Source organism: Roseobacter ponti, from assembly GCF_012932215.1.
Classification (GTDB): domain Bacteria; phylum Pseudomonadota; class Alphaproteobacteria; order Rhodobacterales; family Rhodobacteraceae; genus Roseobacter; species Roseobacter ponti.
Map to the genome: position 1 here is coordinate 2,923,073 of NZ_CP048788.1, position 21,071 is coordinate 2,944,143.

Annotated in this window: 21 protein-coding genes; 15 read left to right on the plus strand and 6 right to left on the minus strand. The window is 60.7% G+C overall.

Translation table 11 applies throughout. The features are described 5' to 3' along the window. The first annotated feature begins 28 nt into the window (after positions 1-28). Together G3256_RS13865 and G3256_RS13870 are read left to right on the plus strand one after the other, a co-directional pair. Positions 29-940: a LysR substrate-binding domain-containing protein gene (locus G3256_RS13865; RefSeq protein WP_169641388.1), complete on the plus strand. Its 912-nt coding sequence runs from the start codon at positions 29-31 to the stop codon at positions 938-940. A gap of 174 nt (positions 941-1,114) precedes the next feature. Next, positions 1,115-1,459, plus strand: coding sequence for a hypothetical protein (locus G3256_RS13870; RefSeq protein WP_169641389.1), 345 nt, complete (start codon positions 1,115-1,117; stop codon positions 1,457-1,459). A gap of 24 nt (positions 1,460-1,483) precedes the next feature. Here the strand turns inward: G3256_RS13870 and G3256_RS13875 are convergent, their stop codons facing one another. Next, entirely contained in the window at positions 1,484-2,149 is a 666-nt protein-coding gene (locus G3256_RS13875; RefSeq protein WP_169641390.1) for an SOS response-associated peptidase, read from the minus strand. 100 nt (positions 2,150-2,249) lie between these two features. After that, positions 2,250-3,806, minus strand: a complete 1,557-nt coding sequence (locus G3256_RS13880) for a bifunctional metallophosphatase/5'-nucleotidase (RefSeq protein WP_169641391.1) — start codon at positions 3,804-3,806, stop codon at positions 2,250-2,252. A 149-nt stretch (positions 3,807-3,955) separates the two neighbouring features. On the opposite strand from G3256_RS13880, the gene G3256_RS13885 reads away from it, so the two are divergent. Together G3256_RS13885 and G3256_RS13890 are read left to right on the plus strand one after the other, a co-directional pair. Further along, the gene (locus G3256_RS13885) at positions 3,956-4,306 is read left to right on the plus strand and encodes a DUF952 domain-containing protein (protein WP_169641392.1); all 351 of its coding nucleotides are present in this window, start codon (positions 3,956-3,958) and stop codon (positions 4,304-4,306) included. A 25-nt stretch (positions 4,307-4,331) separates the two neighbouring features. Then, positions 4,332-5,375, plus strand: a complete 1,044-nt coding sequence (locus G3256_RS13890) for a quinone-dependent dihydroorotate dehydrogenase (protein WP_169641393.1) — start codon at positions 4,332-4,334, stop codon at positions 5,373-5,375. A 54-nt stretch (positions 5,376-5,429) separates the two neighbouring features. Here the strand turns inward: G3256_RS13890 and G3256_RS13895 are convergent, their stop codons facing one another. The 3 genes from G3256_RS13895 to G3256_RS13905 are packed head-to-tail and all read right to left on the minus strand — an operon-like array spanning position 5,430 to position 7,697. Next, positions 5,430-6,770, minus strand: coding sequence for an MATE family efflux transporter (locus G3256_RS13895; protein WP_169641394.1), 1,341 nt, complete (start codon positions 6,768-6,770; stop codon positions 5,430-5,432). Then, the gene (locus G3256_RS13900) at positions 6,763-7,278 is read right to left on the minus strand and encodes a PaaI family thioesterase (RefSeq protein ID WP_169641395.1); all 516 of its coding nucleotides are present in this window, start codon (positions 7,276-7,278) and stop codon (positions 6,763-6,765) included. The genes G3256_RS13895 and G3256_RS13900 overlap by 8 nt, the downstream gene beginning before the upstream one ends. Further along, the gene (locus G3256_RS13905; RefSeq protein WP_169641396.1) at positions 7,275-7,697 is read right to left on the minus strand and encodes a PaaI family thioesterase; all 423 of its coding nucleotides are present in this window, start codon (positions 7,695-7,697) and stop codon (positions 7,275-7,277) included. The genes G3256_RS13900 and G3256_RS13905 overlap by 4 nt, the downstream gene beginning before the upstream one ends. Before the next feature lie 138 nt (positions 7,698-7,835). On the opposite strand from G3256_RS13905, the gene G3256_RS13910 reads away from it, so the two are divergent. From G3256_RS13910 to G3256_RS13950, 9 genes are all read left to right on the plus strand, one after another. Continuing rightward, positions 7,836-8,204: a MerR family transcriptional regulator gene (locus G3256_RS13910; RefSeq protein WP_169641397.1), complete on the plus strand. Its 369-nt coding sequence runs from the start codon at positions 7,836-7,838 to the stop codon at positions 8,202-8,204. A gap of 228 nt (positions 8,205-8,432) precedes the next feature. After that, positions 8,433-8,834: a MerR family transcriptional regulator gene (locus G3256_RS13915; RefSeq protein WP_169641398.1), complete on the plus strand. Its 402-nt coding sequence runs from the start codon at positions 8,433-8,435 to the stop codon at positions 8,832-8,834. A gap of 32 nt (positions 8,835-8,866) precedes the next feature. Further along, a complete protein-coding gene (locus G3256_RS13920) occupies positions 8,867-10,648 on the plus strand; it encodes an acyl-CoA dehydrogenase C-terminal domain-containing protein (RefSeq protein ID WP_169641399.1) in 1,782 nt (593 codons plus the stop codon). Positions 10,649-10,701: 53 nt separating this feature from the next. Continuing rightward, complete coding sequence (locus tag G3256_RS13925) at positions 10,702-10,914, plus strand: hypothetical protein (protein ID WP_169641400.1); 213 nt, start codon at positions 10,702-10,704, stop codon at positions 10,912-10,914. Positions 10,915-10,942: 28 nt separating this feature from the next. Further along, positions 10,943-12,091, plus strand: coding sequence for an acyl-CoA dehydrogenase family protein (locus G3256_RS13930; RefSeq protein ID WP_169641401.1), 1,149 nt, complete (start codon positions 10,943-10,945; stop codon positions 12,089-12,091). Positions 12,092-12,181: 90 nt separating this feature from the next. Beyond that, positions 12,182-12,820, plus strand: a complete 639-nt coding sequence (locus G3256_RS13935; protein WP_169641402.1) for a glutathione S-transferase family protein — start codon at positions 12,182-12,184, stop codon at positions 12,818-12,820. Between the two features lie 34 nt (positions 12,821-12,854). Beyond that, on the plus strand, positions 12,855-14,066 hold the full coding sequence (locus G3256_RS13940) for an acetyl-CoA C-acetyltransferase (RefSeq protein ID WP_169641403.1): 1,212 nt from the start codon (positions 12,855-12,857) through the stop codon (positions 14,064-14,066). A 7-nt stretch (positions 14,067-14,073) separates the two neighbouring features. Next, positions 14,074-15,024 carry a hypothetical protein gene (locus tag G3256_RS13945; RefSeq protein ID WP_206040739.1) on the plus strand — a complete coding sequence of 317 codons (951 nt, stop codon included), beginning with the start codon at positions 14,074-14,076 and terminating at the stop codon, positions 15,022-15,024. Position 15,025: 1 nt separating this feature from the next. Further along, entirely contained in the window at positions 15,026-17,224 is a 2,199-nt protein-coding gene (locus G3256_RS13950; protein ID WP_169641405.1) for a 3-hydroxyacyl-CoA dehydrogenase NAD-binding domain-containing protein, read from the plus strand. A 97-nt stretch (positions 17,225-17,321) separates the two neighbouring features. Here the strand turns inward: G3256_RS13950 and G3256_RS13955 are convergent, their stop codons facing one another. Next, positions 17,322-17,993: a Hint domain-containing protein gene (locus G3256_RS13955; RefSeq protein ID WP_169641406.1), complete on the minus strand. Its 672-nt coding sequence runs from the start codon at positions 17,991-17,993 to the stop codon at positions 17,322-17,324. A 354-nt stretch (positions 17,994-18,347) separates the two neighbouring features. Between G3256_RS13955 and G3256_RS13960 the strand changes: the two genes are divergently transcribed. Continuing rightward, on the plus strand, positions 18,348-19,976 hold the full coding sequence (locus G3256_RS13960) for an AMP-binding protein (protein ID WP_169641407.1): 1,629 nt from the start codon (positions 18,348-18,350) through the stop codon (positions 19,974-19,976). 79 nt (positions 19,977-20,055) lie between these two features. Next, positions 20,056-21,069 carry a hypothetical protein gene (locus tag G3256_RS13965; RefSeq protein ID WP_169641408.1) on the plus strand — a complete coding sequence of 338 codons (1,014 nt, stop codon included), beginning with the start codon at positions 20,056-20,058 and terminating at the stop codon, positions 21,067-21,069. Positions 21,070-21,071: the final 2 nt, after the last annotated feature.

Genomic DNA, 21,071 nt, shown 5'->3' on the forward strand with positions numbered 1-21,071 from the left:
TTGCCCGTTACTCATGAGAAAAACTCATATGATTGCCCCGCGCAAGTATCTGCCTTCTGTGACGTCGCTGATGTGCTTTGAGGCAGTGGCACGTCTGGGCAGCGCGACCCTTGCCGCGGGCGAACTGTCCCTCACGCAAAGTGCCGTCAGCCGGCAGCTGAGAACGCTCGAAGACCAGCTGGGCGCGCCGCTGTTTGCCAGGGCGGGGCGCGGTCTCGTGCTCACACCGCGCGGACAGAAATATGTCGTCGAGATCAGAGAAATTCTGCAGCATCTCGCCCGCGCGACGGTAGCAGCACAGACAAATCCCTCCGGCGGCACGCTCAATCTCGCTATTCTGCCCGCCTTCGGCATGCACTGGCTGGCTCCCCGGCTGCGCGATTTCGCGCAGCGCCATCCGGAGGTGACGGTCAATCTGGCGACGCGTCTTGCTCCGTTTGATTTCCGCACCAGCAACTTCCATGCCGCCATCCATTTCGGGCGCGAAGACTGGCCGGGGGTCAGTTATCTGCCGCTGATGCCCGAGATCGTCGTGCCGGTCTGTGCGCCCGGGCTGATGGCCGGACCGGCAAGCGATCCGCGCGAAATTCTGCGCCATGATCTGCTGCATCTGGACACCCGGCCGAGAGGCTGGGCGCGTTGGTTCAGCGCGGTCGGCACAGAGCCCGATCTGCCCCCCGGAATGGTGTTCGATCAGTTTTCCACGATGGCTCAGGCGGCCATTCATGGCCTTGGTGTCGCACTTTTGCCTACTTTCTTCGCTGAGCCCTATCTGGCCGGCGGACAGCTGGTCCTCGCGTCATCTCGCACGACAGAAAGTATCGGGAACTACTACCTCGTATGGCCGTCAGAGCACAGTAAAACAGGCGCTTTGGCTTCTTTTCGCGCCTGGCTGGAAGCACAGGCAGAGGCCGAAAAAGACCGGAATATGTCAAAATAAGTTCCCCCATGGCTAGAAAGTCCGGCCGTCGTCCGGATTGTTGCACCCTTAGAAACACGGTCTGCGTGTATCCGATGCCGCGACGAAGTCATGGCGCGGGCCAATTTCAGTCCAAATTCGTGGCTATCACAATTCCATCTGCTGATTGGGTGGGACTGGTCTGAGGAAGAAGCTTTGCTGCTTAAGTCTGTTAAAATAGTTGCGTTTGTACTGTGTGGATCAGTCTCATTCAGCGCAGACCGTGCTCAGGCCGACGAACACGTCATTATTATCCTTGATTCCGCTTATTTCCCCTATCGCACCGCCATTGCCGAAGGCGACACGATCCGTTTCGTGAATGTCAGCGGCACAACCCTGTCGGTGACACATGTGGACGGCCTCTGGACCACGCCGCCGATGAAAGAGGGACAGGAGATCATCGTGAACATCGATCCGGAGATGGTCGGCAAATACTTCGGCTGGACCACACGCCGCATTACCGGCGAGCTGGAATACGCAAGCAACCTCGTCACCAACTGATGCCCTGTCCGCGTGCAGGAGTTGTTATACCGGCTCGGTGAGTCCCGGTCCTTTTGCGCGGTTCGAATTTACCTGCCGGTCCACGCGGTACATATCAAGCGCATCCTCGGTGGCCGCTGCCATCAACCGGGCAGCACCCTGCCCGGCCTCGCCGAGCCAGAGCGGCCAGTCGTCCGGGGCCAGGATCACCGGCATGCGGTGATGAATCCGGCTCATGGTTTTATTTGCCGCAGTGGTCACCAGCGCACAGGTGCGCAGGGTTTCACCCTCCGGACCGGTCCAGTCCTGCCAGATCGCAGCCATGGCCAGCGGTGCACCGTCTGATGCAAAGATGTGCCACGGATCCCGCTCTCCTTCCGGCGTTCTGGTCCATTCATAAAAGCCGGTGGCAACTACAATCGCACGACGCTGCCGGACAGCGCTGCGGAAGGCGGGCTTTTCAGCGATGGTTTCGCCCCGCGCATTGATCAGCAGCGGGCCACCGTTTGTCTTTTTGTACCAGTGTGGCAGAAAGCCCCAGCGCATGGCCGTCAACCGGCGGGGCGCGGCTTCACCGCCCGTGATCGCATGAATGCGGTTGGTCGGACAGACATTGTAGTCGGGTACCCCCGGCAGGTCGTTGTCCGGTTGCGCCGCAAAAAGCTGTGCCATCGCATCCGAAGGCAGGGTGATAGAAAACCGTCCGCACATGCGTTGAATTTACCACGTCTGCCCCCGGCCACCAGAGACGAAAAACGCGCCCCCGGGTAAGGGGCGCGTTTTATCTGTATTCAGCGGTAGCCGGTGCCGCTCACTTCATCGTAATGCGGCCGTCCTCATAAGGCTCATATGGCGCATTTGCCGCGATGAATTCTGCCGTTACATCGGCAAGGTCCGGACCGAAGTCATAGGCGTTCTGCGCATCTTTGAACATGTCATAGCCGTCGCCGCCGTTGCGCACGTAGTTGTTGGAGACGACGCCATAAAGCTTCTCCGGATCAACCGGCGCACCACCGATCATTACATCGCTGACACGGCTGCCCGCAGGCTGCGAGACATCAAAGGCAAAACTCATGCCCGAGATCTGCGGGAAACGTCCTGCCCCTTCTTCGTGCTGGCTCACACCGTTTTCCAGAGCGGCGACAAGTGTCGAACCGGTTACCTGAAAGGTGCTCAGCGTGTTCTGGAACGGCAGAACGGTCAGTACTTCGCCCATGGTCACTTCACCGGCATCAATGCTGGCGCGGATGCCACCGCTGTTCTGGATCGCAACGTCGATGCCCTGGTCTTTCACCCGGGCCAGCATGGCGTCGGTGATCAGGTTGCCCATCGCGCATTCCTGCGCACGGCAGGTATCGCGTACGCCGACAATCTCGGAAGCCGTTTCGGCCACGACCTTGTTGCGGATTTCCTCCAGCGGTGCTGCGGCTTCGCTGATCCGGGCCACGGTGGCCTCATCTGCGGTGATGGCGGCGTCCATGATAACTGGTTCGCCGGTGGCGTCGGTGATGATGCCGTCGTCATCGAATGTGACGTTCAGCTCCCCCAGAAACTTGCCGTAGGCATAGGCCTGCACAATCGCGGTGCTGCCCACCATTGTCGGATACGGGCCCGCCGCACGGTCGCTGGTGTTCGAGAGCAGTGTGTTGGAATGCCCGCCGACGATCACGTCAACGCCCGTGGTTTCCGAGGCAACACGCTGGTCGGTGTTATAGCCTGAGTGGCTGAGCACGATGATCTTGTTCACGCCTTCTGCCATCAGTTTGTCCACTTCGCCCTGCACCGCAGCGACCGGATCGGAGAAAGTGATGTTCGGCCCGGGTGAGGCCAGTTCATCCGTGTCTTCGGGCGTCAGGCCGATGAGGCCCAGTTTTTCGCCGCCACGTTCGATCACCACGGATTTCGCCAGCGTATCGGCCAGCAACGGCTCGGCGGAGACGTCCGCGTTTGACATCAGGACCGGGAATTCGACCGCATCCATGAAGCCGCGCAGCACTTCGGGGCCGTCGTCGAACTCGTGGTTACCCACTGTCATCGCGTCATAGCCCATCTTATTCATCATCTCGGCGGCAAGCGCACCTTTGTAATAGGTGTAAAACAGCGTGCCCTGAAACTGGTCGCCGCCATCTACCAGGATTGAGTTGTTGCTGCGCGCCCGCGCATCGGCCACAGCTGTGACCAGCCGCGCAGAGCCGCCAAAGCATTCGCCGGCCGCGTCGTCTTCGGCCGAACAGCCGCTGTCATATTTGCTGATCGGCTCAAAGCGCGCGTGAAAATCGTTGGTGTGCAGGATGGTCAGGCTGTACTCGGCCGACGCCATCCCGGTTGTCAGAGCCAGCATGGCGCCGGCAGTCAGGAATCGTTTCATGATTTTTCCCCTCAGAACGTTCACCGGGTATCGTGGCGCGGTTCCGGGGGGCTGTCAAAGCCTCTGTCAGGCCGGCGGGCGCTGCCCCTGCGTCAAAGCCTGTTTTCTGCCCGCTTGACGCAGCCCGTCTCCGGGGGCATCACGCTGACATGATAATATACAAGATTTTCCGCACCCCCGAGTGGGCACATCTGCGCAGCGAAGGTGAAACCCGTGGCGCTCCTGTAGACATCAATGACGGCTACGTTCATTTCTCGACTGCCGCCCAGGTGGCGGAAACGGCCGCAAAGCATTTCGCGTCAGAAGACGGGCTGATGCTGCTGGCCATCGACACCGACCGGCTTGGCGATGATCTGAAATGGGAAAAGTCGCGCGGTGACCAGCTCTTTCCGCATCTTTACCGCGTCATGAAACTCGACGATGTGCTCTGGGCGCAGCCTTTGCCTCTGAAAGACGGCGCGCACCAGTTTCCCGCGGGCTTTGACGAGGCCGCCGGGTGATCGCTTTCTCTGCAGAGGCGCGCGGGTGAGCCGGACGGTCGAACAGATTGGCATGACCCTGCTGCGACGGATTGATCCGGAGACCGCACATAAGATTGCGCTGAGGATGCTTCGAACTGGGATGGCGTCTGCGCCGGGGCCGGTGACCTCGGATCGGCTGCGCACACGGGTTGCAGGAATTGACCTGCCCAACCCTGTCGGGCTGGCTGCCGGGTTTGATAAAAACGCCGAGGCGCTCGGGCCGCTGTCGCGGGCGGGTTTTGGTTTTCTGGAGTGTGGTGCTGCCACGCCAGAGCCGCAGCCCGGCAACCCCCGGCCCCGTCTCTTTCGTCTGTCCGCCGACGCCGCGGCCATCAACCGTTTCGGCTTCAACAACGACGGGATGGAGGCCATCGCTGACCGGATCGCGACGGCGGATACGGTTGTGCCTGTGGGCATCAACCTTGGAGCTAACAAAACCAGCCCCGACCGAGCGGCGGATTTCGCAAGGGTCATGGCGCGCATGGCGCCGCATGTCAGCTTTGCCACGGTCAACGTCTCCTCGCCCAATACCGAAAAGCTGCGGGATCTGCAGGGGGCAGACGCGCTTGCGGCCCTGCTGGACGGGGTGATGGCGGTGCGCGCAGACACGCCGGTTTTTCTGAAAATCGCTCCTGACCTGACACCGCAGGAGATCGGCGACATTGCCGTGGTGGCGAAAAATGCCCGCGTTGACGCGATCATTGCCACCAATACAACACTCGCGCGTGATGGGCTGACCAGCCCTCAGCGCAGCGAGGCCGGCGGACTCTCCGGCCAGCCGCTCTTTGAGCTTTCCACGCGGGTTCTGGCGCAGCTTTCCGGACTTACGGATATTCCGCTCATCGGCGTCGGCGGGATTGCCAGCGGCGCGCAGGCCTACGCAAAGATCCGCGCGGGCGCCAGCGCTGTGCAGCTTTACACCGGTCTTGTCTATGGCGGGCTGTCGCTGGCAGCCGGGATTGCCGAAGAGCTCAATGCGCTGCTGGCGAAAGACGGCTATGCCAGCGTGGAAGAAGCCCGCGGCACCGGGCGCAGCGACTGGCTCTGAGCGGGTTACGTCAGGCCTTATGATGTCGGCCTGCCGGGCTGAGCCGCGCCTTTTTCAATCTCCGCCCGCCTCCGCCTGACGCTCAAGCGCGGGATACCGAAGCCCGAGCGTGACGCCCCGCGCGACAAAAGAGATGAGCAGCGCCAGCCACAGACCATGATTGCCCAAAAGCGGGATCAGCACGAAAATCGCAGCCCAGTAAATGACGAAGCTGAGCGCCATCATATTGCGCATGTCCCGGCTGCGCGTCGCGCCGATAAAAATACCGTCCAGCATCCAGGCGGCACATCCCGCCAGCGGTGCCAGCACCATATAGGGCAGAAACTGACCTGCCACGATCTGCACATCTCTGTCCTTGGCCATCAGCACAATGAGCCAGTCGCCGGCCAGCGCAAAGCTCAGCGCCATGCTGACACAGATCACCAGGCCCCAGGTCGAGGTGACTATGGCAGAACGGCGTACAAAGCCGCGGTCGCCGCGCCCGATGGCCCGCGCAATCAGTGTCTCGGCGGCAAATGCAAAGCCGTCCATCGCATAAGCGGTGATATACATGAACTGGATCAGCACCTCATTGGCCGCCAGCGTCACATCCCCGAACCGTGCGCCGATAAAGACAAAGGACGAAAAGATGATCATCAGCATCGCCGAGCGCAGGAGAATGTCAGTATTCAGCAGGGCCATGCGGATAAGCTTTGCCCGGTTGAAGATACGCGGCCAGTCGCGCCAGTCGGGCCGGCTGAAAGCGCTGCGACAAAACCACAGACCAAGCGCTGCGCCGGTGATTTCGGCAATTACTGTCGCCACGGCGACGCCGCCGACACCCCAGTCGAAGACCAGCACAAAAAGCAGATCGAGCAGGATGTTGGTACCATTCATAACAAGCTGCACCCAGAACACACGGCCGGTGCGCTCCATTGCCACAAGCCAGCCGGTCAGCGCATAAACGGCGATTGCGGCAGGGGCAGTCCAGATCCGGATGCTCAGATAGGTCCATGCGAGGTTCTCGACCTCCTCGCTCGCCGGTGCCAGCTGCAGCGCGGCAAAGAAGATGAGCGGCTGCAGGATGATCAGCATGACGCCGCCCGCCAGCCCCACCAGGAGTGCACGCGTCAGCCATGCGGAAACCTCTGCGTCGTCCCCTGCTCCTTCGGCCTGGCCCACAAGCCCGACCGTGCCCATCCGCAAAAACCCGAAGATCCAGTAGAGGGTGCTGAGAATGATTGCGCCAAGGCCGACAGCCCCGATGGGGGCCGCTTCGCCCATCTGACCCACGACGCCGACGTCTACGGCCCCGAGGATGGGGACGGTCGCATTTGACAGCACAATCGGAAGGGCAATTTTCAGGACGCGGCGGTGGGTCACCGCCGCCCGCGCAGGAGAGGCGGTGTCAGTCACGCTTCGGCGGCATCAGAAAATGCCCTGTCGCCTGGGCAAAAAGCCTGTCGCGGTTATCCTGCCAGGCCTCGACATGCACACTGGCATAGCGCCGGCCGGAGCGGTTGATGCGTGCCCGCGCATAGGCGTCTCGCGGCAGACCGGAGCGCAGGTAATCGGTCGAGATGTCGATTGTTTTGGGCAGCCGGGGCAATGCACCGGCCTCAAGGCCCGCGGTATCAATCGCACCGGATTCCACGTCTTCCCACAGATAGGTCCAGCTCAGCGTGATGATCGCTGTGACCTCCAGAAAAGCGGCCGTTACGCCGCCGTGAATCGCCGGCAGCAGAGGATTGCCGATCAGTTTGTGATTGAACGGCAGAATACCCGTAAGCTCGTCGCCGCGGCGCTCAAAGCTGATACCGAGATAGCTGATATAGGGCACACCTCCGACCAGCGCGCGCAGCATGGCATCGCGACGTTGTTTGATGACCTGAACCGGCTCGGGTTTGCGGCGTGGCTCTCTCATCGGCTGCCCTCCACGGTAAAGGACCCGGTCGCTGCTGCCACCGGGTTGTCGTCATCCTCATCCACCGCGGTGGCCCGCACAAAGGCAACCGTGCGGGTTACATGATAACAGGTGGCGGTTGCTTTGATGCGCTGTCCGGGGGTCGCGGCACGCATATAATCGATGCGCAGATCGATCGTGGCCGTTCCGCCGGGGTTGTCGGGATGGCTCATCACCGCCGCCCCGCAGCAGGTGTCCATCAGGGCCGAAACCGCCCCCCCGTGGATCACACCGGTCTCGGGGTCGCCCACCAGCTTTTCGTCATAGGGCATCTCGATCACCGCAAGACCGTCACCCATATCGGTCAGTTCCATGCCCAGAGCCTTACTGTGCGGTATCGCCTCGATAAACTGCCGTGCGATATCTGTCTTGCCTGCCATTCAGATGAAGCTCCGTTTGCCTGATACCCCGCCGGGGCCTGAATTTCCTTTATCAGCGCAGACGCCCCCGGAGAGCAAGAGCAGGAGTTGCGCTCCTGGCGGATGAGGCCTACCCTGCCGTCAGGGAGAGAGAGTTACATGGTATCTGACCGTCTCACATTTAAAGAGATGTGCGCGGAATTTGATGTGACACCGCGGACATTGCGGTACTACGAATACATCGAACTTTTGCAGCCGGACCGGGAAGGCCGCGCGCGCTTTTACGGCCCGCGTGAACGGGCCCGTATGAAACTGATCCTGCGCGGCCGGAAATTCGGGTTTCAGCTCGAAGACATCCGCCAGTGGCTGCTTATCTATGAGAACGAAGGCAATGAGGCGCAGATGAAAGCCTGGCTTGAACTGGCAGACCGTCAGCTGGGCCAGCTTGCTGAGGACCGCAAACAGCTTGACGAGGCCATCGACGAGCTTACCCGCCTGCGCAACGACACCGCAGCTTCGCTGGACTGACAGCCCCACCCCGGAGACGACCCGCACGACGGCCCGGACCGGCATAAATCCGCCCGTCCGGCGCCTTCCTGCGGCGGTTTGTCTCTTGTTAAACCGGCTTACCGTTGCGTCAGCCCGGAACCCTTTCAAAGTGACGCGACGTTCAGGTTACGTAAACGTGAGCCCCTGTTGTAGCAACTGGCTCAACCCATATCTGTGCGCCGAACCGATGCGATGAGAGTGAGACGAATGTCAGAGACCTATATGACGATACGCGAAATGTGCGACGCTTTTGATGTGACGCCGCGCACCTTGAGATTCTACGAAGCCAAGGAGCTGCTGTTCCCGGTACGCGAAGGCCAGAAACGGCTTTTCACCAGGCGCGACCGTGCGCGCCTGAAGCTGATCCTGCGCGGAAAGCGTTTCGGTTTCAGCCTCGAAGAGATCCGCCAGCTGCTCGACCTTTACGGCGCGGGCGACCAGGGCCGCTCGCAGCTGATGCGGTCGTTTGAAGTGGCGCAGAAGCGGCTCAAGGATCTCGTGGATCAGCGCGATACGCTCAACGAAGCGATCCGGGATCTCAACGACCAGCTGAAATGGGGCGAGCAGATGATCGCCTCAATGAACAAGGCCCCGAAGGCCGCAGAATAAGCCTCAACCACCGACTCTGAGGGAGAGTAAATATGCCCAGCTACACACCGCCCGTCAAAGACATGCAGTTCATTCTGCACAATGTCCTGAATATCACCGGTCAGGAAACACCGGGGTACTCAGACCTTGAGGCAGACTTTACCTCCGCCATCCTTGAAGAGGCCGGCAAGCTGACGTCAGAGGTGCTCGCGCCGCTCAATGTTGTGGGTGACACAGAAGGCTGCAAACTCGAAAACGGTGTGGTGCGCACGCCCTCAGGGTTCAAAGCGGCCTTTGATCAGGTGCGTGAAGGTGGCTGGCCCGGTCTGGACATGCCCGAGCAGTACGGCGGACAGGATATGCCTTACGTCATCGGCACGGCGGTGGGCGAGATGTTCTCTTCGGCCAATATGGCCTTTACGATGTACCAGGGCCTGACCCACGGTGCGGCCTCGGCCATTCTCGCGCACGGAACCGACGCGCAGAAAGACATGTATCTGCCAAAGATGGTCTCCTGCGTGTGGACCGGCACGATGAACCTGACCGAGCCGCACTGCGGCACCGATCTGGGGCTGATGCGGACCAGAGCGGAGCCACAGGAAGACGGCAGCTATAAACTCACCGGCCAGAAGATCTTCATCTCGGCGGGCGAGCATGACATGGCCGATAACATCATTCACCTGGTGCTGGCGAAAATCTCCGGCGCGCCCGAAGGCATCAAGGGTGTCTCTCTTTTCATTGTGCCGAAATTCATCGTCAAAGAAGACGGCGCCCTCGGCGAACGCAACCCGGTTGCTGTCGGCAAGATTGAAGAAAAGATGGGCATCCACGGCAATTCGACCTGTGTGATGAACTATGACGGTGCCACCGGCTATCTGCTGGGCGAAGAGCACAAGGGCATGCGTGCCATGTTCACGATGATGAACGAAGCCCGTCTCGGTGTTGGCATGCAGGGTCTGAGCCAGGCCGAGGTCGCCTATCAGAACGCGCTGGACTATGCCAGAGACCGCCTGCAGGGGCGCGACGTTACCGGGGCGAAAAACCCGGAAGGCCCTGCCGATCCGCTGATCGTGCACCCCGATATCCGCCGATCCCTGATGGACCAGAAAAGCTTTGCTGAAGCGGGACGTGCCTTTATTCTCTGGGGCTCGACGCTGATTGATGCCGCGCATCGCGGTCAGGACAAGGACGCCGACGGTCTGGTGTCGCTGCTGACACCGGTGATCAAGGGTTTCCTGACCGATCAGGGCTATGACATGACGATCAAAGCCCAGCAGGTTTATGGCGGGCACGGCTATATTGAGGAATGGGGCATGTCGCAGTTCACCCGCGACGCCCGCATCGCGATGATCTATGAGGGTGCCAACGGCGTCCAGGCGCTCGATCTGGTGGGCCGCAAACTCGCACAGGACGGCGGCAAGCATGTGATGGCCTTTTTTGATCTGGTCAAAGGCTTCATCAAAGAGAACGCCGGTCAGGACGCGGATTTCGACCGCGAATTCCTCGATCCGCTGAAAGCCGCAAGCAAGGATCTGCAGGCCGCCGGCATGTATTTCATGCAGAACGGCATGAAGAATCCTAACAACGCACTGTCGGGCTCTTATGACTTTATGCATATGTTCGGCCACGTGTGCCTCGGACTGATGTGGGCAATGATGGGCAAAGCTGCCCGTGACGCGCTGGCGGACGGTGCTGCGGACAAAGAGTTCTACGAGACCAAGCTTGCAACCGGTCGGTATTACATGGCGCGGCAGCTGCCGGGCACGGCCCTGCACCTTGCGCGCATTCAGTCCGGTGCGGATACCGTGATGGCGCTGGACGCCGCAAACTTCTGACGGCAGTCTCGGGGGCACCGCCCCCGACACCGCCTCCCGAAGGAGCCTGCCCGATGCCCAAGCGTTTCCGCCTGACCCGCCGTTTTCCCGTCGCCATGACAGAGGACGGCTATCGCAGACTGAAACGCTTTGCCGCTGAGGCCGGACTTGATGAGGGAGAGGCGCTGTCGTTTCTCTTTGAGAACTTCGACAGCGTGATCAACGAAGAGACGTTCGGACATCGGCTGCGTCTGTTCAACAGCGAGCTTGATGCGCGCAGGAAGTAACGCGCGAACGAACGGGGGGAGGACGAGAATGACGGATCAGCAGACAGCGTGGATGACGGACGAGCACCGCATGATTGCGGATATGACCGCGCAGTTCATCACCAACGAATGGGCACCCCGGTTCGAGACCTGGCGCAAGCAGGGTGAAATGGACCGCACGACTTGGGAAGAGGCCGGCGCACTTGGCCTGCTCTGTCCGTCCGTGCCCGAGGAATATGGTGGTGCCGGTGGCGATTTCGGCCATGAAGCCGCGATCCTGATCGAGGCCGCGCGCGCCAATCTGGCAAGCTGGGGGCACGGCATCCATTCCGGCATCGTTGCGCATTACGTGCTGGCCTATGGCACGGAAGAACAGAAACAGCGCTGGCTCCCGCGCATGGTTTCGGGCGAACTGGTCGGTGCGCTGGCCATGACCGAGCCCTCAACCGGCTCGGACGTTCAGAACATCAAGACCCGCGCGCTCAAAAACGGGAACGCCTATCGTCTGTCGGGCCAGAAAACGTTCATCACCAACGGCCAGCATGCCGGGCTGATCCTTGTGGCCGCCAAGACCGATCCGGGCGAAGGCGCCAAAGGCGTGTCCCTCGTGGCACTGGAAACCGAAGGCGCCAAAGGGTTTCAGCGCGGTCGCAACCTCGAAAAGATCGGCCTGCATGCCTCGGACACCTCAGAGCTCTTCTTTGATGACGTGGAGATTCCGCCCGAGAACATCCTCGGCGGCACCGAAGGCCAGGGTTTCTATCAGATGATGCAGCAGCTGCCACAGGAGCGGCTGATCATAGCATGCGGTGCCCAGGGTGCCATGGAAGGCGGCCTGACGCGCACGGTCACTTATTGCAAAGAGCGCGAAGCCTTTGGCGGCCCCCTGACGCAGTTTCAGAATACCCGGTTCAAACTGGCCGAATGCGCCACAAAAACCGCTGTCGCCCGCGCGTTCCTTGATGAATGCATCCGCGAGCATCTTGAAGGTGCGCTGACCGTGGAAAAGGCCGCGATGGCTAAATACTGGCTGACCGATACCCAGGGCGAGATCCTTGATGACTGTCTGCAACTGCACGGCGGTTACGGGTTCATGCAGGAGTATGACATTGCCGGTATGTGGACCGACGCGCGCGTTCAGCGCATCTACGGCGGCACCAATGAAATTATGAAAGAACTGATCGCAAGATCGCTCTGAATCTACCAGCCGCCCGGCCCTGCCGGCGGGAAATCCAAAGGGGTGCAAAGCCTGCAGCCCGGCCCTGAAGACCGTAAAAGGAACTGACCCATGTCGATAAAACTGCACTGCTTCGGTGAAAGCGGCAACGCGTATAAGGCGGCTCTGGCACTTGAGCTGTCCGGGCTGGACTGGGAAGCGGTTCCGGTCGATTTCTTCGGCGGACAGACCCGCAGTATGGAATACCGTCGTGATATCAACGAGATGGGCGAAGCACCGGTGATGATTGACGGCGACATCCGCCTCACGCAATCCGGGGTGATCCAGGATTACGTCGCGGAGAAATCCGGCAAATTCGGCGGCAAAGACGCGGATGAACGCCGTGAAGTGCTGCGCTGGATGTTCTGGGATAATCACAAACTCAGCTCTCAGGCCGGGATGACCCGCTTTCTGATGAACTTCCTGCCAGAAGACAAACGCCCGCAGGAGGTTATCGGCTTTATGCAGGGCCGGCTCAAAGCGGCCTATACAGTGCTGAACGACCGCCTTGAGGGGCGTGACTGGATCGTGGGCAGCGACATCACAAACGCCGATCTGAGTTGCTGTGGCTATCTCTATTATCCCGAACCTTACGGTTTTGACCGCGCTGACTGGCCGCATATCGATGCCTGGCTCACGCGCCTTTCTGAAACACCGGGATGGCAGCATCCCTATGACCTGATGCCCGGCTCCCCTGCCGACCGGGCCTGACCAATCTGGTGCCCTGCACCGCAAGGAGAACAACATGACTGACGCATATATCTATGACGCGCTGCGCACCCCGCGCGGCAAGGGCCGCAAAGACGGCAGCCTGCACGAAGTGACCGCCCTGCGCCTGTCGGCCCAGACGCTGAACGCCCTGAAAGAGCGCAACAATCTTGAAGGCCACGCCGTGGAAGACGTGATCTGGGGCAATGTCACCCAGGTGATGGAACAGGGCGGATGCCTTGCGCGCTCGGCTGTGCTCGCCTCTGATCTGGACGAGCGTATCCCGGGTCTTGCGATCAACCGGTTCTGCGCTTCCGGCATGGAAGCCGTTAATCTGGCTGCCAACCAGGTGCGCGGCGGTGCCGGTCACGGCTATATCGCCGGTGGCGTCGAGATGATGGGCCGGGTGCCGATGGGCAGCGATGGAGCCGCCATTGCCGTCGATCCGACCCTGGCAATGGAGAAGTATTTCGTGCCCCAGGGCATCAGTGCGGACATTATCGCCACCGAATACGGCTTTACCCGCGATGAAGCAGACCAGCTTGCCGTCGAATCCCAGCGCCGCGCCAAAGCCGCCTGGGATGACGGGCGCTTTGCAAAATCCGTGATTGAAATCCGCGACCAAAACGGTCTGACCATTCTCGATCATGACGAATACATGCGCCCGCAGACCGATATGCAGAGCCTCGGCGCCCTGAACCCCGCGTTCCAGGCGATGGGCGAAGTTATGCCCGGTTTCGACAAGGTCGCGCTGATGAAGTATCCGCATCTGGAAAAAATCAACCACATCCACCACGCGGGCAACTCCTCGGGCATCGTCGATGGCGCCGCAGCGCTGCTGATCGGCTCAAAGGAGTTCGGGGAAAAGCACGGTCTGAAACCCCGCGCGCGCATCCGGGCCACCGCAAAAATCGGTACCGATCCGACCATCATGCTGACCGGCCCGGTGCCCGTCACCGAAAAGATCCTCGCCGATCACGGCATGAACATCAGAGATATCGACCTGTTCGAGGTCAACGAAGCTTTTGCCGCTGTTGTCATGCGGTTCATGCAGGCCTTTGATGTGGATGCTGACAGCATCAACGTGAACGGCGGTGCGATCGCTATGGGCCACCCGCTCGGAGCCACCGGAGCGATGATCATCGGCACGCTGCTCGATGAGATGGAGCGGGCAGACAAGGAAACCGGCCTGGCTACACTATGTATTGCCTCGGGCATGGGCTCCGCCACGATCATCGAGAGGGTCTGAGTACAGCATGTCCGCTGATGCGAGGATCATTTACCAAAGGCTGCTGAACAGCATGACGGGTGCCATTCTGGCGCGCGATTCTGATGCGTGGATGGCTGGCATCGCCCTCCCGCATCAGATGTGCACCTCAGAAGGCAAACTGATCCTTGAGGTTCCGCGCGACATGCTGATTGCATTCACCGATTTCATCTCGGCGCTTGCACGTATCGGCGTGACGCATGTGGAAAGCTCGTGCCATAGGGCGCGGGTCACTGAGCCGGGCCGGATCACGGGGCATCACTCTACGCGGATGGTTCGCGGGGACGGCCATGTCCTGCCCGAATACACCATCACCTGGACGCTGACCCAGGATGATGACGGCATCTGGCGGGTCGTGAAATCGGATTCGGCGCTCAGTACCGATCAGTGGGCAGACCTGCCCCATAACGACCTGTCGCAGTTTCAGCGCGAAGACACCGACAGTGAACTGCGTCTGCGCAAAGTCGTGCAGACCTTTTTCAGCGAGGCCGATAACACACTCCTGAACGGGCATTTTCAGGACTGGCGCAGGTTCTACAAACTGCCACTGGTTGTCGAATTCAACAATCACCGGATGATCATCAAAACAACCCGGGATCTGCGGCGTGACTTTGAGCTTTACCGCGGCAGGTTCCGGGCGGAACAGGTGACAGACATCACCCGTGTGATCCGAACGGCTGAACTTGTCGGTGACACGCTGCTGATGGCCACCTATCGCGCTCATGTTCTCAGCGATGCAGGCTATATCATGCCGGCCTGGAACGGAGCAGTCACCATGCGCCATGAAAACGGACGCTGGCGTATTGTCAGCATTCTGAACGCCTTGCCCTGTGAAGACTGGCAACCGGTCGGGGGCCCGGGCGAAAACGCGACCGAAAACCGGGTGGACCGGCCAGAGCCGGCACCTGTCACCGAGACCCCGACATCAGGGAGAAACTGATATGACCGACTTTACCATGAAAACAGATGCCGAGGGCATCGCAACGATCACCTGGGACACCAAAGACAAGTCCATGAATGTGATGACGCTGGAGGCCTGGGATGACCTTGAGGCGCTGTTCGACGAGGCGCTCGCCGATGACGCTGTCAAAGGCGTCATCCTGACCTCGGGCAAGCCCGACAGCTTTGCCGGCGGTATGGATCTCAAAGTAATCGCGAAGATGAAAGAGATGGCAGGAGACGACCCTGCGCGCGGCCTCTTTGACGGCATCATGAATGCCCACCGGATCATGCGTAAAATCGAGCGTGCGGGGATGGACCCGAAAACGCTCAGGGGCGGCAAACCGGTGGCGACAGTGCTGCCCGGGACGGCCCTTGGTATCGGTCTGGAAATCCCGCTTTCGACGCACCGGATTTTTGCCGCCGAAAACCCCAAAGCAAAGATCGGCCTGCCCGAGATCATGGTTGGTATCTTTCCGGGCGCCGGCGGGACCACGCGCCTGACGCGCAAAATGGGTGCCATGGCCGCCTCGCCCTTTCTGCTTGAGGGCAAACTGGTCGCCCCGGCCGCTGCAAAAGCTGCCGGACTGATCGATGAGGTCTCCGATGATCCGATGGCTGCCGCCCGCGACTGGGTGCTGAATGCCAAAGACGCCGATATCGTAAAGCCCTGGGACGCAAAGGGCTACAAGATGCCCGGCGGCGCGCCCTACCACCCCGCGGGCTTCATGACCTTTGTCGGCGCGTCGGCCATGGTCAACGGCAAGACTCAGGGCGTCTATCCGGCGGCCAAAGCGCTGCTCTCGGCAGTTTACGAAGGTGCGCTGGTACCTTTCGATACGGCGCTGAAGATTGAGGCACGCTGGTTCACCAATGTGCTGATGAATCCGTCCTCCTCAGCCATGATCCGGTCCCTTTTCGTGAACAAAGAAGCGCTGGAGAAAGGTGCTGTGCGCCCCGATGGCGTGGCAGATCAGCGCGTGAAAAAGCTCGGCGTTCTGGGCGCAGGCATGATGGGTGCCGGCATCACCCTGGTCTCCGCGCAGGCCGGTATCGAAGTTGTGCTGATCGACCAGACACAGGAAGCGGCCGACCGTGGCAAAGACTATACCGCGACATTCGCCGACAAGGGCATTGCACGCAAAAAGACCACGCCGGAGAAAAAGGAACAGCTTCTGAACCTCATCACCGCAACCACAGATCTTGACGCGCTGAAAGGCTGCGATCTGATCATCGAGGCTGTGTTCGAGGATCCGAAGGTCAAAGCCGAAATGACGCAGAAGGTCGAGGCGGTGATCCCTGATGACTGCATCTTTGCCTCCAACACCTCGACGCTGCCGATTACCGACCTGGCCAGGGCCAGCGCCCGGCCGGAGCAGTTCATTGGCATCCACTTCTTCTCTCCGGTTGAAAAGATGCTGCTGGTGGAGATCATCAAAGGCCGCGAGACCGGCGACCGTGCTGTGGCAAAGGCGCTGGATTTCGTGCGCCAGATCCGCAAAACGCCGATTGTCGTGAACGACGCCCGGTTCTTTTACGCCAACCGCTGCATCCTGCCTTATGTCAACGAAGGGGTGCGCATGCTCAAAGAGGGCGTGGAGCCGGCACTTATCGAAAACGCCGCCAAGCTGGTTGGCATGCCGCTGGGTCCGCTGCAGCTCACCGATGAGACCTCCATCGATCTTGGTGCCAAGATCGCACGTGCGACCAAAGCCGCTATGGGCGATTCTTATGACGATTACGCCGATGAGGTGATTTTCTTCATGGAGAAAGAAGGCCGTCTGGGACGCAAGGCCAACGCGGGCTTTTACAGCTATGACGACAAGGGCAAGCGCCAGGGCCTCTGGGAGGGTCTGCGCAAGCAGTATCCGCCACGCGATGAACAGCCCGATCTCATCGACGTTCAGCACCGCCTGCTCTTTGCACAGACCCTTGAGGCCGTTCGTGCACTGGAAGAAGGTGTGCTGATGGATATCCGTGAGGGCGATGTCGGTGCGATCCTCGGCTGGGGTTTTGCGCCCTGGTCGGGTGGTCCGCTGAGCTGGCTTGATATGCTGGGTGCCGCATATGCCGCCGAGCGCTGTGACACGCTGAGCGAAGAGTTCGGTGCGCGTTTCAGCTGCCCGGATCTGCTGCGCGACATGGCTGCAAAGAACCAGACTTTCTACGGGCGCTTCGGCGCATCCGCCAAAGCGGCCTGATCCGCTCCCCCGGGCCAAACGGTAAAAAGGGGGCCGCGGCCCCCCTTTTCAGTTTGCTGCATTCTTGTCTGTTAACCCGGTCTGCTGGTCCGGGGTCTTAAACGGCCAGGGAATACTCCCCGAAGCTCGCGGTATAGCGGCCCGTGCGCACCAGCGCCCGTTCCGCCAGAGCCCTGTCGAGCATGAACACCTCACGCGCCTGAGCATAGGCCATGACATTGTAGAGCCTCTGGACGGATGAGCGGCTCATACGGGCGCTGTCGGTCCGACCCCGGCAAAAGGCCAGCACTCCGCTGCGCACGTAAATCACCTCGTCCTGCCGGAAGATCAGACGGATCTGCTCAAGTTCCGGCGGTGGGGCTTTGCGCCTGATGCCGCAGAGCCCTTCAAGAGCAAGCGACGGCACAACCGCAAAGGGATCTCCCATCGGATCCCGCACAAGTTCGCTTTCGACAAGCACGCCCTGCGCGGGCAGAAGAATGATCTCAGTGTCATTGCTCAGAGCTCCGGCCGGGACAGTCAGCGGCCAGAAAGGTTGCGGGATAGTTGTCGCACCGGGCCAGAGCACGGTACGTCGGATGGCGGTAATCTCCTGCAGCCCGTTGTCGAACGTTTTTACCCGGTTGCCTTCCCGCAGATCACTCACGCGCATCCAGCCTGCTTCGCAGGCCACCAGAGTGTCAGCGGTCAGCCCCTGATCCATAACCGTGCCATCCCCCTGCCCGGTCAGGCCGGTCTGTATTCCGGTTCCAAAGTTCTTTGCTGACATTCCAACCATCCCATGCACGATGCTGTTGCGTCGCATCGTTGCTTTCACCTCTTTAACGATGGTCAGAAGAGTGTCGGGGATGAGCCGGGATTGCGGCGCGATTGTGGCATTGTTTCGGCCCCGGGGCAGAGACCCGGGTGAAAGCCGTTGATTATTTCAGGTTGAACGACAAAAGATGTCAGCAACCAGGCGATGAAGCGGCAGATCGGACAAATATAGGGCAGACGGAGAATCACCCGTCGGTCGGGTTCCCGGGCAGATTTCACACACCGGTACCTTTCAAAATGCTGCAAAACCAATATCGTGACACCTGCCCGTACAACGTGTCGGGCAAGACCTGCAGGGAGAGATGATATGGGCTGGATGCGCGACGAGACCGGGCTCGGGAAAACACCCGCAAACCACGTCCCGCTGACGCCGTTGTCACATCTGCGACGGGCGGCACATGTCTTTGCCGGTCGCACGGCTGTGGTCTGTGGAACCCATCGCGTCACATATGCGGAATACTATGAACGGTGCACCCGGCTTGCGTCGGCGCTGTCCCGGCGGGGTGTGGAACCGGGCGATGTGGTCGCCACGCTGATCCCCAACCTGCCCGCCCAGGCTGAGGCTCATTTCGGCGTGCCCGCCTGTGGCGCGGTGCTGAACACGATCAACACGCGGCTCGACGTCGATACGGTGAGCTATATTTTTGCGCATGGTGAAGCAAAGATCATCCTCGCAGACACGCAGTTCGTCGAGCTTGCCGAAGCCGCAGTTGATCTGCTGGACGGTACAGCACCGCAGATCATCGAAGTGCCCGACCCGGACGCAGGTTTTCCTGCCACGGGCCGGCACCCGGTTTACGAGGACCTGCTCCGCGAGGGTGATACCGGGTATGACTGGCACATGCCCGAAGACGAGTGGGAGAGCATATCGCTCAACTATACCTCCGGCACCACGGGCCGACCCAAGGGCGTCGTGTGTCATCACCGGGGCGCCTATCTGATGACAATGGGCACCGTGGTCAGCTGGCGCATGGCCGTCTATCCGGTTTATCTGACAATCGTGCCGCTCTTTCACTGCAACGGCTGGAACCACACATGGATGATGCCGCTGCTGGGCGGGACGCTTGTCTGCCTGCGCGATATAACAGCCTCCGGTATCTATGGCGCGATCGAAAACGAAGGCGTCACCCACTTCGGCGGTGCACCGATTGTGCTCAATATGATCGTCAATGCGACGGAGGCCGAGCGGCGCCCCTTTGAGCACCGGGTCGAGGTTTTTACCGCCGGCGCACCGCCTGCACCCGCGACACTCTCGAAGATCGAAGCGCTGGGGTTTAATGTGACGCAGGTCTACGGGCTGACTGAGACCTATGGGCACGTGACTGAGTGTCTCTGGCGCGATGAGGAATGGGACAGTCTGGGAAAACCCGACCGTGCCGCCATCAAGGCCCGGCAGGGCGTGCCTTTTCCGATGATGGAAGACATCACCGTGCTGGACAGTGATATGGCTCAGGTGCCCAAAGACAGCAGCACCCAGGGTGAGATCATGATCCGCGGCAATTCGGTGATGAAAGGGTACTATAAAAACCCGGAGGCCACGGCAGAAAGCTTTGCGGGCGGCTATTTCCACTCCGGTGATCTCGCGGTGCAGCATGCAGACGGCTACATGCAGATCGCTGACCGGGCCAAGGATATCATCATCTCCGGGGGCGAAAACATCTCATCGGTCGAGGTTGAAGGCGTGCTGATGGGTCATGATGATGTGCTGCTGGCCGCCGTTGTCGCCAAACCCGACGAGAAATGGGGCGAAGTGCCCTGTGCTTTTGTGGAACTGAAACCCGGGGCTGCTGAGAACGCTGATGCGCTGATTGCCTTTTCGCGTCAAACGCTCGCCGGGTTCAAAGCGCCCAAGCATGTGGTGTTTCAGGAGCTTCCGAAAACTTCCACCGGCAAGATCCAGAAGTTTGAACTGCGCAAGCTGGCGGCGACACTCTGAACCAGATGCAGTCCCTGTTTGCCGGAACCGGCCGGGATGATAAGAAGGGGCTCAATCAGTCCCGGGCAGAAACACCGCAATGACGGCTCTCAAGAAATACGCCCGCCTCGAGGCCACAGGCCTCTGGCGTGCCGCGGACGGCGACCAGCGCCGCGAGGTTGTGGTCTCAGTCGGCGACGCAACGCTGATCATCTCCGATATGCGCGACCAGCCGATCACCCACTGGTCGCTGGCAGCTCTTCAGCGAGCAAACCCCGGCAAACGCCCGGCGGTTTTTCACCCGGACGGCGACCCGGGTGAAACCCTTGAGCTCGACCCCTCGGAAGCTGAGATGATCGCGGCCATCGAAAGGCTGCGCCGTGCGGTGGAACGTGCCCGACCCCGGCCCGGCAGGTTGCGGGGGCTGGGCGTGGTGATGTCGTCGCTGGCGGTCGCGGCGCTGGCGTTCTTCTGGCTGCCGGGCGCGCTGATCAGCCACACAGTCTCGGTTGTACCGGATGTGAAACGGACGGAAATCGGCGATGCGCTGCTGGAGCGGATTGAGCGGATGACAGGTCCTGCCTGCGCGGATAAGGCCGGGGTCTCTGCTTTGCGCAAGCTGCGCGCCCGGCTTGGCACCGGGCCCATCAGCCTGATGCCGGGCACCGTCATAACAAGCCTGCATCTGCCCGGCGGGCGCATTCTGCTCGACCGGGCTCTGGTTGAGGATTTTGAAGAGCCCGACGTGGCGGCAGGCTTTGCGCTCGCCGAGCAGACCCTCGCACGAGGCTCTGATCCGCTGCGTGATCTGCTCGAAACCACCGGGACCTGGTCAGGCTTTCAGCTGCTCACAACCGGCACGCTGAAGGGCGAAATCCTTGATCGTTACGCCGAAGAGTTGCTGACGCGCGAGCGCGCGATGCCTGATCCAGACGCCCTGCTGGCTGCATTTTCAGCGGTTACAGTGCGCAGCGCACCCTATGCTCTGGCGCGCGATATCACCGGAGAAGATGTGCTGCCGCTGCTGGAAGCTGACCCCATGGCAGGCCGCGACCCGGTAGCGCTTCTCAGCGATGCCGACTGGCTGCGGCTGCAGAACATCTGCGGTGGCTGACG

Bases quoted from the DNA above. Each gene is read 5' to 3' on its own strand.
- G3256_RS13915 (WP_169641398.1), top strand. From the start codon at position 8,433: ATGTCAGAGACCTATATGACGATACGCGAAATGTGCGACGCTTTTGAT.
- G3256_RS13950 (WP_169641405.1), top strand. From the start codon at position 15,026: ATGACCGACTTTACCATGAAAACAGATGCCGAGGGCATCGCAACGATC.
- G3256_RS13965 (WP_169641408.1), top strand. From the start codon at position 20,056: ATGACGGCTCTCAAGAAATACGCCCGCCTCGAGGCCACAGGCCTCTGG.
- G3256_RS13945 (WP_206040739.1), top strand. From the start codon at position 14,074: ATGTCCGCTGATGCGAGGATCATTTACCAAAGGCTGCTGAACAGCATG.
- G3256_RS13955 (WP_169641406.1), bottom strand. From the start codon at position 17,993: ATGTCAGCAAAGAACTTTGGAACCGGAATACAGACCGGCCTGACCGGG.
- G3256_RS13935 (WP_169641402.1), top strand. From the start codon at position 12,182: ATGTCGATAAAACTGCACTGCTTCGGTGAAAGCGGCAACGCGTATAAG.
- G3256_RS13960 (WP_169641407.1), top strand. From the start codon at position 18,348: ATGGGCTGGATGCGCGACGAGACCGGGCTCGGGAAAACACCCGCAAAC.
- G3256_RS13910 (WP_169641397.1), top strand. From the start codon at position 7,836: ATGGTATCTGACCGTCTCACATTTAAAGAGATGTGCGCGGAATTTGAT.
- G3256_RS13875 (WP_169641390.1), bottom strand. From the start codon at position 2,149: ATGTGCGGACGGTTTTCTATCACCCTGCCTTCGGATGCGATGGCACAG.
- G3256_RS13900 (WP_169641395.1), bottom strand. From the start codon at position 7,278: ATGAGAGAGCCACGCCGCAAACCCGAGCCGGTTCAGGTCATCAAACAA.
- G3256_RS13920 (WP_169641399.1), top strand. From the start codon at position 8,867: ATGCCCAGCTACACACCGCCCGTCAAAGACATGCAGTTCATTCTGCAC.
- G3256_RS13930 (WP_169641401.1), top strand. From the start codon at position 10,943: ATGACGGATCAGCAGACAGCGTGGATGACGGACGAGCACCGCATGATT.
- G3256_RS13940 (WP_169641403.1), top strand. From the start codon at position 12,855: ATGACTGACGCATATATCTATGACGCGCTGCGCACCCCGCGCGGCAAG.
- G3256_RS13880 (WP_169641391.1), bottom strand. From the start codon at position 3,806: ATGAAACGATTCCTGACTGCCGGCGCCATGCTGGCTCTGACAACCGGG.
- G3256_RS13865 (WP_169641388.1), top strand. From the start codon at position 29: ATGATTGCCCCGCGCAAGTATCTGCCTTCTGTGACGTCGCTGATGTGC.
- G3256_RS13925 (WP_169641400.1), top strand. From the start codon at position 10,702: ATGCCCAAGCGTTTCCGCCTGACCCGCCGTTTTCCCGTCGCCATGACA.
- G3256_RS13885 (WP_169641392.1), top strand. From the start codon at position 3,956: ATGATAATATACAAGATTTTCCGCACCCCCGAGTGGGCACATCTGCGC.
- G3256_RS13905 (WP_169641396.1), bottom strand. From the start codon at position 7,697: ATGGCAGGCAAGACAGATATCGCACGGCAGTTTATCGAGGCGATACCG.